The 14,411-nt window shown below is 74.2% G+C and carries 12 protein-coding genes; 2 read left to right on the top strand and 10 right to left on the bottom strand.

Translation table 11 applies throughout. The annotated features are described in order from the left end of the window. Positions 1-22: 22 nt before the first annotated feature. The 4 genes from asnB to ACYUD3_RS00240 all read right to left on the bottom strand — a co-directional run bounded on the left by asnB (position 23) and on the right by ACYUD3_RS00240 (position 5,090). Positions 23-1,774, bottom strand: coding sequence for an asparagine synthase (glutamine-hydrolyzing) (gene asnB / locus ACYUD3_RS00225; RefSeq protein ID WP_470961457.1), 1,752 nt, complete (start codon positions 1,772-1,774; stop codon positions 23-25). Positions 1,775-1,835: 61 nt separating this feature from the next. Next, positions 1,836-2,939, bottom strand: coding sequence for a hypothetical protein (locus tag ACYUD3_RS00230; RefSeq protein ID WP_470961460.1), 1,104 nt, complete (start codon positions 2,937-2,939; stop codon positions 1,836-1,838). 177 nt (positions 2,940-3,116) lie between these two features. Continuing rightward, a complete protein-coding gene (locus ACYUD3_RS00235) occupies positions 3,117-4,136 on the bottom strand; it encodes a hypothetical protein (RefSeq protein WP_470961463.1) in 1,020 nt (339 codons plus the stop codon). Positions 4,137-4,382: 246 nt separating this feature from the next. Then, positions 4,383-5,090 (bottom strand): SDR family NAD(P)-dependent oxidoreductase, encoded by a 708-nt coding sequence (locus ACYUD3_RS00240; protein WP_470961466.1) that lies wholly within the window; start codon positions 5,088-5,090, stop codon positions 4,383-4,385. A gap of 138 nt (positions 5,091-5,228) precedes the next feature. Between ACYUD3_RS00240 and ACYUD3_RS00245 the strand changes: the two genes are divergently transcribed. Beyond that, entirely contained in the window at positions 5,229-5,798 is a 570-nt protein-coding gene (locus tag ACYUD3_RS00245) for a P-loop NTPase family protein (RefSeq protein ID WP_470961469.1), read from the top strand. Then, entirely contained in the window at positions 5,795-6,937 is a 1,143-nt protein-coding gene (locus ACYUD3_RS00250) for a phosphotransferase (protein ID WP_470961472.1), read from the top strand. The genes ACYUD3_RS00245 and ACYUD3_RS00250 overlap by 4 nt, the downstream gene beginning before the upstream one ends. Before the next feature lie 918 nt (positions 6,938-7,855). Here the strand turns inward: ACYUD3_RS00250 and ACYUD3_RS00255 are convergent. Genes ACYUD3_RS00255 through ACYUD3_RS00280 form a run of 6 tightly spaced genes read right to left on the bottom strand, consistent with a single transcriptional unit; the run spans position 7,856 to position 13,977 of the window. Continuing rightward, positions 7,856-8,995 (bottom strand): hypothetical protein, encoded by a 1,140-nt coding sequence (locus ACYUD3_RS00255; protein ID WP_470961475.1) that lies wholly within the window; start codon positions 8,993-8,995, stop codon positions 7,856-7,858. Positions 8,996-9,021: 26 nt separating this feature from the next. Further along, complete coding sequence (locus ACYUD3_RS00260; protein ID WP_470961478.1) at positions 9,022-9,831, bottom strand: histidinol-phosphatase; 810 nt, start codon at positions 9,829-9,831, stop codon at positions 9,022-9,024. A gap of 4 nt (positions 9,832-9,835) precedes the next feature. Next, positions 9,836-10,624, bottom strand: coding sequence for an SDR family NAD(P)-dependent oxidoreductase (locus tag ACYUD3_RS00265; RefSeq protein ID WP_470961481.1), 789 nt, complete (start codon positions 10,622-10,624; stop codon positions 9,836-9,838). Next, positions 10,600-11,667, bottom strand: a complete 1,068-nt coding sequence (locus ACYUD3_RS00270; protein WP_470961484.1) for a hypothetical protein — start codon at positions 11,665-11,667, stop codon at positions 10,600-10,602. Before ACYUD3_RS00270 ends, ACYUD3_RS00265 begins: the two co-directional genes overlap by 25 nt. Beyond that, complete coding sequence (locus ACYUD3_RS00275) at positions 11,664-12,851, bottom strand: methionine adenosyltransferase (RefSeq protein ID WP_470961487.1); 1,188 nt, start codon at positions 12,849-12,851, stop codon at positions 11,664-11,666. Before ACYUD3_RS00275 ends, ACYUD3_RS00270 begins: the two co-directional genes overlap by 4 nt. Positions 12,852-12,909: 58 nt before the next feature. Next, positions 12,910-13,977 (bottom strand): inositol-3-phosphate synthase, encoded by a 1,068-nt coding sequence (locus ACYUD3_RS00280; RefSeq protein WP_470961490.1) that lies wholly within the window; start codon positions 13,975-13,977, stop codon positions 12,910-12,912. Positions 13,978-14,411 lie beyond the last annotated feature (434 nt).

A 14,411-nucleotide genomic window follows, 5' to 3' on the forward strand; every position in this document is an offset into this window, starting at 1 on the left:
GCGCGTGCCCGGGGGAGCGCCGTCAGTGGGGCGTGTGCTCCCGGAGGGACAGCTCCAGGACCATGAGGGCCCAGACCAGGCGGGAGTGGCCGGCGCCCCGGCCGTGCTCGTCCAGGACGCGCCGCACCGCCTGCGGGTCCAGGTAGCCGTCGGCGCACAGGCGCGGGCGGGCCAGCACGTCCGCCGCGAAGGCCGACAGCTTGGCGCCCGGCGCCAGGAACGAGTCCACGGGGAAGGTGAAGGGCTGCTTGGCCCGGTGCAGGACCTGCCCGGGCGCCAGTTCGGCCGCGGCGTCGTAGAGCAGGGCCTTGCGCCGGGAGCCGTCGATCTTGGCCCGGTCCGGGGACCGGCGGGCGAGGCGGGTCACCGACGGCTGGCAGTACGGGACGCGCGCCTCGACCGAGTGGGCCATCGAGAGGTGGTCGAGCTTGCGCAGGTTGAGGGCCGGGAGCTTGTGGACGCGGTCGAACTGGAGGAGCTGTTCGAGGCGCGTGGGGCCCGGCTCGTCCAGCAGCGCCCTGGCCTCCTGGCGGCTGTCCTCGCCGGCGGCCAGGAAGGCGCGGTACTCGGCGGAGTAGAGGGCGTAGTACTCCTCCCGGGGGAGGAGGGAGACGCGGTCCAGGTAGCGGTCCTGCCAGCCGTCGCCGTGGCCCAGGGCGGTGCTGTAGCGGCGGTAGCCGCCGAACTGCTCGTCGGCGCCGTCCCCGGTGAAGCAGACGCGGAAGCCCCGCCGGGAGATCTCCCGGAACAGGACGTACGCGCTCAGGGCGTGCGGGGTCGCGTTGGGGGTGCCCAGGGCCGTCACCATCTGCGGGAGCAGCTCGGTCAGTTCGGCCTCCCGGACCTCGATCACCTCCAGCTCCACCCCGGCGTGGGCCGCCGCCGCGCGGGCGTGGACCTCCTCGTCCGAGTCGTGCACCCCTTCATGGGTGATGTGGAACCCGGTGACGTCGGGCCGCCGCCGCTTCAGGAGCGTGGCGAGGACGGCCGAGTCGAGCCCGCCGGAGACCTGGACGGCCACCGGAGTGCCCTGCAAGCTCATCAGCTCGACCTCGTGCTCCAGCAGACCGCGCAGCTGCGTCGCCGAGGGCCCGGGGTCCCCGGTCTCCGGGGCCGGCCGGGCCGGGGTGTGCAGGACGGCCCGGGTGCCGTCGTGCGTCAGGCGCTCGCCGGGGCCCAGGGTCGCCACGCCCGCGTACCAGGAGGTGCCCGAGGGCAGGGACTGCCAGGTGAAGTAGCGGTCGACCGCGTGCCGGTCGATCCCGGGCCGCGCCGGGTCCATGGCGGCGAGACCGGACTGCTCAGAGGAGAACAGGACACCTTCCGAAGTCGCCCGGTAGTAGAGGCTCTTGACCGCCAGCGGGTCGCACCACAGCTTCAGCCGCCGCCCGCCGCGCAGATCCACGAGGGCGATGGTGTACATGCCTTCGAGCCGGTCGGCGAAGCCGTCACCGTGCAGCTCGTAGTACGGGACGAGGACCGACCCGTCGGAGTCGCCGTCGATCCGCACGCCGTGCGCGGCCAGTTCCTCGCGGATCGCGCGGAAGTTGTAGATCTCGCCGTTGAACACGGCGTGCACCGACCCGTCGGCGTTGCTGAAGGGCTGGTCGCCGTGGGCGGGGTCCTGGATGGACAGCCGGTTGCAGCCCAGCGCCCAGCCGGGGCCGCGCGCACTGGTCTGCCGGTCGGGGCCGCCGGGCAGCTGGGCGTCCCGCGCGGCGTCGAGGGCGTGCACCGCGAGCGGGTGCCCGAAATGGCCGTAGATGCGGCACACGGCTAACTCCCTTGGTGGGGCGGAGGTGTTGGAGGCCGGGCCGGCTGGCCGGCCGGGGCGGTCAGGCCGACTTGTTGTCCTCGCCGGCCGGGGCGGCGCGGCCCGCGGCCCACTCCCGCAGCGGGAGCCGGTGCGCGGCCTCCGCGCGGGCCGTCAGGGCGGTGAGCAGGTCCCGCAGGCCCGGGACGTCGGCCTCGGCCTCGCGGGCGCGGAAGGAGTACTCGTTGGACAGCTCGGCGTTCCACTGCATGGACTCGTGCAGCTCGCCCTTGAGCAGGCCGAGCCAGTCCGCGGAGCCGACGAAGCCGTCCGCCGCGTCACGCCGGGCGCGGATGTGGGCGAAGGCGGCGTCGATGAGGTCGAGCCACTCCAGGACGGCGCCGGCGGCGCGGCCGGGGTCGCCGGTGCCGTAGGCGTTGAGGTGGCGGAAGCGGGCGGTCAGGCCGGACAGTCCGGCGGGCAGCCGGTCCAGGAAGCGGGCCAGGTACTTGGGGTTGCGGTTGGTGTTGCCGTAGGCGTGGGTCAGGCCGCGGAAGGTGTCCACGCCCAGCTTGCGGGCGGCGATCAGCGTCGACTCGTAGTCCTTCTGCGCCCACATCCCGGCCAGGTCCCGGAAGTCCGGGTAGCTGCCGACGGCCGTGCGGAACGCCGTGTACGCGACCTCTCCGGGCCGGATCGCGTCGGTGAAGGCGGCGAAGGCGTCCGGGTTCGTGAGCGGGACCGCGTACGTCAGCCGGGACAGCAGGCGGAAGTCCACGGCGGAGGAGGCGAAGCCGGAGGACTTGCGGGCGCGGCGGCGCAGGTGCGCGTACAGCTCGCCGTGGGCGGCCAGCATGCGGTGGATCTCCGGCGCCGTCCAGTACTCGACGTCCACGCCCAGCAGGCTGCCGGGCAGGTAGTCGAAGCTCGCCCGGACCCGGTCGCCGCTGGTGTAGTAGCGCATGTGCCGCTCGCGCGGGAAGGTCGCGCGGTGGAAGCGGTCGTCCTGCTCGGCGGCGACGACACAGAAGTCGAAGTCCGAGGAGGGGGTGCCCGAGCCGTCGACGAGGGAGCCGGACAGCAGCAGGAGGTCGCCGTCCCGCAGGTGGATCTTGTCCAGCACCTCCTGCTCGTCGAAGTCGTCCAGGCCGGTCACGGCGGCGAGGTGGGCGCGGAAGGAAGGCACGGGGCTGGCTCCTCTGCTCGGGGTGGGGGTGGGCGGGGGCCGTCCGGGCGGCTCCGGGGTTCAGGTTGGTCGGGGTCGGGTCGGCCGGCGCCGGCGCTGGCGCCGGGCCGGTCCAGGTCAGGACGGTCCAGGTCAGGACGGTCCAGGTCAGGACGGTCCAGGTCAGGACGGTCCAGGTCACGCCTGCGGCAGGGCCGAGAAGTGTTCGGCGAACCGGGCGGCGGCCTCGCGGGCGTCCTGGAAGCGGTAGCGCAGCCGGTAGGTGGGCAGGGCGGTCAGCGCCTGCCGGGTGCGGTGCGCGGTGTCGTCGGCGGGCTCGTGCCCGAAGACGTTCAGGTGCTTGTTGGGCAGGTTCAGCACATGCCGGCCGAGGAGCTCGGCGCGCTCGGCCGCCGGGACCTCGGTGAGACCGGTCTCCCCGGGGTCGTCCGTGAGCCCCAGGTGGACGAGGACGTCGACCCGCGCGGAGGGCCGGACCTCGGTGCCCAGCAGGTCCGCGTACTCCCAGGGGTAGAACAGGGCGGTGCCGTGCCGCTCCACCCCCGAGTCCTTCAGGGTGTGCAGGGTCTCGTTGGCGGGGTGGGTGAGCGAGGCCAGCGCCTCGGCCGCGCGCCCGGCGCCCAGGAGCAGGTCCAGGCTGTCCAGCCGGACGGAGACCGAGCGCGGCCACCCGGTGCCGCGTACGGCGCCGTCCGGGCCGGCGGTCAGGCTCACGTCGTCGTTGCACACCATGAGGCCGTGGCCGGCCAGCGCGCAGGCCATGATGAACGTGGTCTTGCCCGCGCGGCTGCCGCCCGCCAGGGCGACGCCGACGCCGTTCAGGTCGACGACCCCGGCGTGCAGGAACAGCGCCCCCTGGCGGGCCGCCGCCGAGCGGTGCGCCGCGCGGGAGGCGCGCAGCAGGGACTGCACCTCCCAGGCCTCGCCCTCGGGGGCCAGGTGGTAGAAGTCCTGGCGGCCGTGGTCGACGGCGTAGGTCACCGCGGTCTCGCCCTGCGCGGCGACGGACTCCGCCGCCGCCTCGGCGGGCGGCTGCGCGCCCGCGGCGATCCGCCAGGTGCCCGGCTCGCGCGGGCCGCCCGCGACGGACAGGTAGGGGGCCACCAACTGGCTTATGCGCTCGGCGGTCGCGGGGGTGCAGCTCAGGCTGGTGCTCGTGAAGTCCGAGTGAACGGTGTACTGGCCGCTGGGCAGCATGGTGCTCCGGCTCCTCACTCGTGGTGCGGTGTGGTGCGCGGGCCGGCGGCGGATACGGCGTCGGCTCATGCCGGGCGGAGGGACACCGGCGCACGCTCGTGGCTCCCAGCATGGCAAGCGTCCGGGGCGGGCGTCCGGGGCGATTTCAGTGAGCGGAACACCAGTTCCGGAAGGTCAGCAGCGGAGCGTCAGTTCCGCAAGGCGCGCCGGTCAGCAGCGGAACGCCGGTTCCGGAAGGCCCGCCGGTCAGCGACCGGGGGCGTGCCCCACCAGCGGCCCCCGCGTGTCCCACCCGAGCTCCCGGGTCCCCCGGAAGAACCGCCCGTTGGTCCGCGCGGCCGGCAGGTCGAGCAGGGTCACCAGGTCGCGGGCCGCCCGCGCGGGGTCGTGCGGGGCCGCGTCCGTCCCCATGCCGGTGCGGATCCACCCCGGGCAGCAGGCGAAGGCCGACACGTCGTCCCCGGCCGCCGCGAACTGCCGGGCCAGCGCGAGGACGAGGGAGTTGACCGCGAGTTTCGAGGAGCGGTACGCGAACGACGCCCCGTCGGCGTCCTGGAGCCGGCCCATCCCCGAGGACACGCACACGACCCGGCCCGTGCCCCGGGCGAGCAGCCGGGGGGCGTGCGCCAGGGCGATGCGCGCGGTGCCGAAGAAGTTGACGTCGAAGGTGGCGCGCAGGTCCGCCGCGGTCAGGGCGAACAGGTCGCCGTAGCCGCGCCGGGGGTCGTCCAGGTAGACCCCGGCGTTGCAGATCAGGACGTCCGCCTCCTCGCCGGGGAACAGTTCGTCGGGGAGCTCATCGCGCAGGTCCGCGCGGCGGTAGGCGTCGAGGGCGGTGTGGGCGGGAGCGTCGGCCAGGCCCACGCCGAGCACACGGTGCCCGGCGGCCTTGAGCGCGTGGCAGAGGTGGGCCCCCAGGCCGCGGGAGACGCCGGTGACCAGGGCAGTTGACATGGGCCGGAGCGTAACCGCGGGGCAGGTGCTGCGGAATGGGGCAACTCACCTGCTGGAACGCTCCGTTGGTGGCCCCCTTCCCCGTGGCTATGGTGAGCGCGCCGGCCACGCAACGATCAGGAAGAAGGTGGGCGCCGCATGCCAGGACAACGGCTGCTGGTCACGGGAGCGACCGGCTCGGGCAGTACGACCTTGGGCCGCGCCCTGGCCACCCGGTACGCGGTGCCCCACGCGGACGTCGACGACTACCTGTGGCTGCCGACGTCGCCGCCCTACACCGACAAGCGTCCGGTGGAGGAGCGGGTCCCCCTGATGCGGTCCCTGTTCGTGCCGCGCGCCGCGTGGGTGCTGTCCGGCACGCTGCGCGGCTGGGGCGACGAGGTGATCGCTGAGGCGGACGCCGTGCTCTTCCTGACCATCGATGTGGAGGCCCGCATCGAGCGCCTGCGCCGGCGCGACACCGTCCGCTACGGGGCGGCGGTCGCGCCCGGCGGCGAGATGGAGGACGCGCACCACGACTTCCTGGAGTGGGCCCGCGGCTATGAGGACAGCGCGGAGCCCGGCCGGCGTACCAAGGACGAGTGCTGGCTGGCCGGGCTGAGCTGTCCCGTGCTGCGGCTGGCCAGTGACCGGCCGCTGGAGGAGCTGGTGGCCGAGGCCGCCGCCTGGCTCGACGCCGGGGCGGGGCGAGAGGCGCGGGTCCGGTGACCGGGGGGCTCGACGCGGTCCGTGCGCATCGGCGGGTGCTGTCCGGGCGGGCGGAGTTCCTGGAGGGGCGGGGGCTGAACGCCTCGTACCGGGTCGTCGACGGCGGTGCGGTGTACTCCGTGAAGGTGCACGGTCCGCAGCAGTCGGGGGCGCTGTGGCTGCGCCGGGTCAGGGCGGTGGACGCGGTGCTGCGCGGGGCCGCCTGGTATCCGCCGCTGGTCGACGCCGGCCTCTCGCCCGGCCGGCGGCTCGTGGTCGTACGGCCGTTCCTGGAGGGCACGCCGGTCGAGGACGGGCGGGGGCGGGTCGGGGAAGTGGTCGCGGTGCTGGGGGAGTTGAGGGAGCGGGCGGTGGGGCTTGCGCCTGCTGGGGAGCTGGTGGGGGATTACGTCTCCCCGTGGCTCGGGTTCGGTGGGGCGGTGCTTGGCGGTGCGGCGCCTGGTGGGGCGGTGCCTGGTGGTGGCACGGTGCCTGGCGGTGCGGTGCTTAGCAGCGCGGCGCATAGTGGTGCGGCGTCTCGTGGTGCGGTGCTCGACCGCGCTCTGTCCGACCGCGCTCTGTCCGACCGCGCTCTGTCCGACCGCGCTCTGTCCGACGGCGCGGCGGCCCCCGACCCCCAGCTGCTCACCCGACAGCTGGCCGACCCCGGCCGGGCGGCGCTCGCGCGGCTGCTCCACGAGCACTTCGCCGCACTCCGGGCGGCGGCGCTACGGCTGACCCGTACGGACGCGCCGGTCGTCAAGCACGGGGACCTGCACGGCCGTAACCTCGTCGCCGGCCCCGCCGGTATCGGCGTCATCGACTGGGACGAGGCCGGGTTCAGCCACCGGCCGGTGGACGCGGGCAAGGCGCTGTGGTTCTCCTGCCGGCGCGGGCGCGGGGACTTCGAGCTGGACGCCGGGGCGGTGACGGAGTTCCTGCTGGCCGCGCACCGCACACTGGGGCTCGCCCCGGCGGACGCCGTCGACGTGGCGCGCACCGGGGCGATGTGGTTCCTGCCGACGGACCCGCACGTGACGGCCCTGGCCCGCCGCGCTCCGGACCAGGCCGAGTGGTACCTGGACTGGGTGACACGGTTCTGGGAGCGGCTGGGGGCGAACCTGGAACTCGTGGGGAGGGTTGCGAGGACGATGCCCTGACGGATACTCCAGCCGGAGCCGGAGCCGGAGCCGGAGCCGGAGCCGGAGCCGGAGCCGGAGCCGGAGCCGGAGCCGGAGCCGGAGCCGGAGCCGGAGCCGGAGCCGGAGCCGGAGCCGGAGCCGGAGCCGGAGCCGGAGCCGGAGCCGGAGCCGGAGCCGGAGCCGGAGCCGGAGCCGGAGCCGGAGCCGGAGCCGGAGCCGGAGCCGGAGCCGGAGCCGGAGCCGGAGCCGGAGCCGGAGCCGGAGCCGGAGCCGGAGCCGGAGCCGGAGCCGGAGCCGGAGCCGGAGCCGGAGCCGGAGCCGGAGCCGGAGCCGGAGCCGGAGCCGGAGCCGGAGCCGGAGCCGGAGCCGGAGCCGGAGCCGGAGCCGGAGCCGGAGCCGGAGCCGGAGCCGGAGCCGGAGCCGGAGCCGGAGCCGGAGCCGGAGCCGGAGCCGGAGCCGGAGCCGGAGCCGGAGCCGGAGCCGGAGCCGGAGCCGGAGCCGGAGCCGGAGCCGGAGCCGGAGCCGGAGCCGGAGCCGGAGCCGGAGCCGGAGCCGGAGCCGGAGCCGGAGCCGGAGCCGGAGCCGGAGCCGGAGCCGGAGCCGGAGCCGGAGCCGGAGCCGGAGCCGGAGCCGGAGCCGGAGCCGGAGCCGGAGCCGGAGCCGGAGCCGGAGCCGGAGCCGGAGCCGGAGCCGGAGCCGGAGCCGGAGCCGGAGCCGGAGCCGGAGCCGGAGCCGGAGCCGGAGCCGGAGCCGGAGCCGGAGCCGGAGCCGGAGCCGGAGCCGGAGCCGGAGCCGGAGCCGGAGCCGGAGCCGGAGCCGGAGCCGGAGCCGAAGCCGAAGCCGAAGCCGAAGCCGAAGCCGAAGCGCAAGCCCAAGCCGCAGCGCAAGCCGATCCCCAAGCCCCGCCCCCGCCCGCCCCTCTCAGCCCACCCCCCCTCACCTCCGCACAGCCCCCAGAAAATCCTCCGCCAACCGCCCCGCGTCCCCCGCCCCGCTCATCGAGCAGCGCAGCACGGTCAGCTTGCTCAGGTCCGCCAGGAACGTCTCCAAAGACGGCGGTGCGGCGCGTTCGGTGACCGGGACCTCCAGCCAGTCCTCGCCGTAGAGGTTGTCGTCGAGGGAGAAGCAGTTGCGGCCGAGGACGTCCGCCGTGTGCTCGGGGGTGGAGAGGCCGAAGGAGTAGGGCGACTCCAGGTCGACGCGGGGCAGCACCACGCCGGCCAGCGGCGCCTCCGGCAGGACGGGGACGTCGAGACAGCGGCCGACCTCACGGGAGCTGAGCTTCAGCTTGTCCTCCCCGTGGAAGCGGTCCCAGTCGGACTCCGGCGGCGGGAAGCCCGCGCGCAGGTCCCAGGACCGGAAGTCGGTGATGCCCATGACGTCGAGCGAGCCCTTGTTGATCGCCAGCGGCAGCGGACAGGCCGTCACGTCGTAGCCGGAGTCCGTGCGGTCCAGGTGCATCCGGTCGTTGCCCATCCAGCCCGCGTCGGGCAGCAGCCGGGCCAGCGCCACGGCGGTGGTGGACTTGCCGGCGCCGGAGTCGCCGATCACGAGGTAGGCGCCGCCGTCGTGGACGAACGCGGACGAGTGCAGGACGAGCGAGCCGGCCGCCTTGGCCGTACGGGTGGCGACGTCCCGGGCGATGCGGGTCAGCCAGCGGTCGCCGAGGGTGGTCGCGGGACGCACCAGGGTGTGGTGGCGGCCCGCGCGGACGAGGACGGCGAGTTCGTCGGAGTTGGCGTCCCGCAGCTCGAACAGGGTCCAGCCGTCCCCGTCCCAGCGGGGCTCGGGGCGGTGCCGGGTGAGTTCGTAGGTGCCGGGGCGGGCGGCGCCGCGGGCCTCGTCGACGAGGGCCTGGATCGCGGCGGGGTCGCGGACGAGGTCGACGACGGTCAGGTCGGCGCCGTCCGCGCCGTCGGTCTCGGTGACGCCGAGCATGCCGGGCGGGAAGAAGGTCTCCGACACCAGCGCGTCGGCGCCGGCGGACGCGGTGACCAGGCGGACGGTCAGACCGCGGACGCGCAGGTGCCGGGTGCGGGCGCCGTCGGGCTCGGCCGGGAGGCGGGTGATGCTCATGAGGAACGCTCCAGGTTCTGCTGGGTTCAGGACAGGGGCAGGGTCCGGGGCTCGCGGCGGCGGAACACGGTCCAGGTCCGGAAGCCGATCCCGTCGAGTACGCGGACGACGTCCGGGTACTGGTCGCAGAGCCGTTCGGGTACGTGCGCGTCGGAGCCGAAGGTGATCGGGACGCCGTAGTGGTGGGCGCGTTCCAGGAGGTCGTGCTCCGGGTACCAGCCGCCGCACGCCTTGGTCCCGCCGGAGGTGTTGATCTCCATGACCGCGCCGGAGTCGCGGATGGCCAGCAGCATCTCGTCGGCGGCGGCCGGCGCCGGTACGGACGCCAGGCGCGGGAAGTTGCCCTTGAGGGCGTCCACGTGCCCCATGACGTGGAACATCCCCGTCCGCGCGGCGGCGGCCACCGCCTTGAAGTAGCGGCTCTTGACGCCGGGCAGCTCGTCCTCGCGCAGCCCGTCCCAGCGGGCGGTGTCGAAGATGTCCCGGCCCTCGAACATGTGGACCGAGCCGATGACGTAGTCGAGGGGCAGGCCCGCGAGCGCCCGGGTGTAGGGGTCCATGCGGCCTGCGAAGAAGTCGGCCTCGGTGGAGACCAGGATCTCGATGCTCCCGGCGAACTCCTCCTTCAGCGCGAGGGCTTCGGCGACGTAGGCGGGGAACGCGGACTTGGCCATGGCCACGCGCGGCATCGCGTGGTCCGCCTCCTCCGCGAACCAGGGCGTGTGGTCGGAGAGCCCGAGGACCTTGATCCCCTTGTCGAGGGCGGTCGTGACGTAGTCGCGCAGGGTGCCGGTCGCGTGGCCGCAGCGCTCGTGGTGGGTGTGCAGGTCGATCACGTCGTCACACCGCCAGGTATCCGCCGTCCACGGGCAGGTCGGTGCCCGTGATGAAGGCCGCGTCCCGGGAGAGCAGGAACACGATCGGGGCGGCCACCTCTTCGGGGTCGGCGAACCGCTTGAGGAGGAACTTGCCGCCGTGCTCCGGGTCGGCCTCGGCGCTCGCCCGGTCCAGGCCCAGCACCTCCCGGTGGAAGCGCTCGTTGTTGGCGTTCCACACGGTCCCCGGGCTGACGGAGTTGACCCGTATCCCGCGCGGGGCCAGCTCCTCGGCGACGCAGCGGGTGAAGCCGAGCACCGCCGACTTGCCGGTGTTGTACGTCAGATAGCCGCTCTGCGCGATGTGCGCGGAGATCGACGCCATGTTGACGACCGCCGCGCCCGCGTCCTTGTCGGGCAGGCCGCGCACGAACTCGCGGGTCACCAGCGACAGCCCGATGATCGTCGGGTCGAGAGCCCCCCGCCAGTCCTCGACGGTCGCCTCAAGACCCCGGAAGACGAACCCGGCGGCCAGGTTGACCAGCAGCGTGGGGCGCGGCCAGTCCCCGGGCAGCCCGGCGAAGGCGGCGGCCACCGCGCCGGCGTCGGTCACGTCGCCGACGGCGAGTCGGACGTCGTACCCCTGCGCCCGCCAGGCGGCCACGGCGCTCTCGCCGTGTTCGGGGCTGCGGTCGTAGACGAGGACGCGGCAGCCCTCCGCGCACAGCCGCTCCACCACCGCGGCGCCGATGCCCTGGGCGCCGCCGGTGACGACCGCCGCGCGTCCGCTCAGCCCACGTGTGTCTCGGTGCATGTCTTCTCCGTGTCGTCCGGGTGCCGTGCGGTGTCCGCGGCGGCCCACCGCGCCACGAGGTCGAGGACCGTGTCGCGGCGCAGGTTCTCCGTGACCCCGTGCGGGGCCGAGGTGCCGGGTCCTGGCCCGGCCGTCCGGTTGTGGTCGGCGGCCAGTGCCTCGACGGCCGTGAGCGGCACCTGACGCGCCGCCAGGGCCGCGCCGAGGGCGGTGGCGCGCAGGCCGTCGCCGTCGGCCGCCGCGAACCAGCGCCACACCTGGAACATGGCCTCCAGGTGCCCCGCCGACAGATGGACGGCGTTGCGGCCGGGCGACAGCGCGATGCCGTGCCGCCGGGCCACGGCCGCCAGCGCGCCGCGCAGGGTGTCCGGCGCGGCGGCGGCCGGGTCCAGCTCGCCGAGGACCGCCGTACGCAGCTCCTCGATCTCGCGCGGGCTGTGGCACTCCAGCAGCCCCACCAGCGCCCCCTCGGCCGTGTACCCGGCGGCCAGGGCCGGCAGGAAGCCGTTGAGGACGACGCTCTCGCGCCCGCCGACGGCCGCCCGCGACGCGTAGGAGCCGGAGCCGAGCTTGACGATGCCCGCGGCCCGGCAGCGCGCCTCCAGCTCCCCGGGGGACAGCTCCGCCTCCCGGGCCAGCGCCTCGTAGGCGCCCAGCACCGGCGCGCCGCCGGCCCGCAGGGCGCGCAGGAGGTCGCGGGCGCCGGTGGTGAGGGCGTGCGCGCCGTCCGCCGCGACCCGGTGCAGCCGCGGGTAGTGCAGCAGCAGCTGCCCCCGGCGCACGAAGTCCCCGGCGGCGAGGACGGCGCCGCGCCGGACCCCGACGCCGTGCCCCTGGAGCACCCGGACCGTCTCGGCCAGCGCCTCCCCGGCCGCCGCGCCGGTCATCACCTCGGGCTTGACCAGCACGGCGAAGTGGCTCCCGGCGGCCGGCGGGGCGAGCGCCGCCGGCCCGCTGTCGACGCGCCGCCGGGCGACGCGCGCCGCCGTCACCAGCTGGCGCGCGTCCGCCTGCGTCACCGCGCCGGGCGTACGCGCACTCACCACAGGGTGATGCCCTTTTCGATCAGCTCGGCCGTCAGATCCCCGTACCCGGCGACCGCGCGCTCCACCAGGTCCCGTATGACGCTCTCGTCCGCGTCGGCGGACACGGCGACCTCGTCGGGGCTGCCCAGGGGGGCCTCCTTGGAGGTGAAGATGTGCACCTGGGTCGGTCCGCCGCAGGCCTCGTGCACCTGCTGGGCGAGCCGCATCGCCATCACGTTGTAGATCTTGCCGGTGTGGTCCAGCGGGTTCTTGCCGGCCGGGGCCTCGATGCTCATCGGGCGCATCGGCGTGATCAGCCCGTTGACCCGGTTGCCGCGGCCGACGACGCCCACGTCACCGGTGTCGGCGACCGAGCCGAGCGCGGTCAGGTAGGGGCGGCCGTTGCGGTCGGTGGCGTTCATCAGGATCGAGCAGTCGCTCAGCCCCAGGCCCGCGACGTACTCCTCCAGCTCCGTCAGCACCTGCGCCTTGCGGGCGAGGTAGTGGTCCATCGACTCGATGTCCGCGGCGAGGAACGGCATGTTGACGACGAGGCTGAAGCGGTCCTCGCGGCGGCTGCCGAACACCTTGACGTCCCAGCCGCTGTCCTGGTGGCGCCGCTTGAAGTCGGCCCCGTTGATCAGGTTCTCCAGCCCCAGCACCGCCGTCTCCAGGCGGGACAGCGGGGCGTAGCCGTGCAGCAGGTTGGTGTCGTTGGAGACCAGGCCCGGGGCGTGCAGCGGCACCAGGTCGGCGGCCGACGCCGGCTGGTAGCGCGAGACGCCGCGCCCCGACCCCTGGTGGTCGACGATCCCCAGCTCGATCACCAGGTGACGGGCCGGGTCGAACCCGGTGGTGACCTCGGCGAGCACGTCGGCGGCGGCCCGGAACATGATGTCCTGCACCGGGATCTCGTGCGCGCCGACGCGGTAGGCGCCCTTGCCGAAGACCTTCACCCGGTACGGGGCGGTGATCTCGCCCTGCCCGTAGTCGATGTCCGCGCCCCCGCCGTACAGGGTGACCTTGTCGAACCAGTGGTGGGCGACGCCACCGAACTCCGCCAGGCAGTACTGGGAGTAGTAGCGGGACATGCGCTCCGCCATCGCGTCGCACATGGTGTCCGGGTGGCCCACCCCCTTGCGTTCGACCAACTCGTAGGAGAGGTCCTCGACCGACTGGGCCCGCCTGTGTATCGACAGCATGGACTGCCTCTTCTTTCCCTGCGATGTCCGTCTGGGTGTGGTCGTGCCGTGCCGCGGCTCAGGCGGCGAAGTCGAGGAAGGCGGCGCGGGCCTCGGTCTCGGGCAGGCCGTGGCGCGGGCTCTTGAACAGCAGCGCGGAGGGCCCGTCGACGGCGCCGGACAGCCCGCGGTCGGAGGCCGACTTGGCCGCGCGGACGGCGTTGGCGATGACGCCGGCGGCGTTCGGGCTGTCCTCCACGGTCAGCTTCAGCTCGATCTCCACCCGGGAGCCGAGCACGGAGGTGCCCTTGATGTTGGCGAAGCACAGCTTGGTGTCCGCGAGGTGCGGGACGAAGCCGGTCGGGCCCGCGACGCCGTCGGCCTCGGTCAGGCCCGCCGCGCGCAGGGCGTTGGACTTCGACGTGAACTTGGACGCCGAGCGGCTCAGGTCGGCCAGGTTCAGGAAGTCGGTGTTGCCGCCGACGTTGAGCTGGTAGCTGCTGTCCACGTTGACGCCCCGGCTGAGAGCCAGTTCGACCAGCGCCGTGTGCAGGGTGGTGGCCCCGAGGTGGCTGCGCAGGTCGTCGCCGAGCAGCGGGACGCCGGCCTCCGCGAACCGGGCGCTGAGCGCGGCGTCGCGGGCCAGCTCGGCCGGGGTGCAGTTCACCACGGCGGTCGCGGTGGCGAGGGCGGCCTCCGCGAACATGCGGATGGCCTGGGCTGAGCCGGTGGGCAGGGCGATGACGAGGACGTCCACCTCGTACTCCACCAGGGCCTTGGCGATGTGCTCCGCGGTGGCCTCGCGGGCCGCGTCCGCGACCGTCACGACCGCGCCGAGCGGACCGTCCAGACCGTCCAGGACCGGGGCCGCGAGCACGGGGGCGGCGGCGTCGGTGTCCAGCTCCGCGAAGCGCGTCGCGGTGATGGTCGGCGCGGTGAACGCCTCGCGCAGCGGCCGGCCGACCTTCTCCTCGTCGATGTCGAAGGCGGCGACGACGCTCACGTCCGAGAGGCGGTATCCCCCCAGGGTGTGGCACATGAGACCGGGCAGCCGGGTCTCCGGGTCGGCCTGCGCCTGGGCGACGAACTGGGTGAAGCTGTAGGCGCAGTTCCCCGTGCCCGCGAGGGCTACTTTGATGGGCTTCATAACGGGTGGATCCTCTCTGGACGGATACAGCGCGGTCGCTGGGATCAATACGGCGGTCCCCGCCTGAAAAACATTAAGCAGCCCTGCCCTGAAGGCGGGAGAGGGTGTTTCTCCAGACGGAACAGAAATTGCCGTTCCACTCATTGAAACGGTCGCCGATCTTCTCTTGAACCGGCTCGACCGGCGCTGCTACAAATTTGTCATCGGCCCGGCGCACCGGAATACCGGAAGCGAACGGCCGGACCTTCCCCCGGGAAAATCCCGAGGGTACTTATGAAAGGAAAATGACATGACTCGTCGTGCCGTCTCCCTCATCTCGCCCCGCCTGGAGAAGGTCGTCGCCAAGAAGGCCTGAACCCGAAACACCACGCCCTAGTGCGTGAAGTGCCGCCACGGGACTTCCCGTGGCGGCGCTTTGTTTCCCCCCGCGCGGA

It is taken from the genome of Streptomyces sp. AMJ-169 (assembly GCF_055597585.1).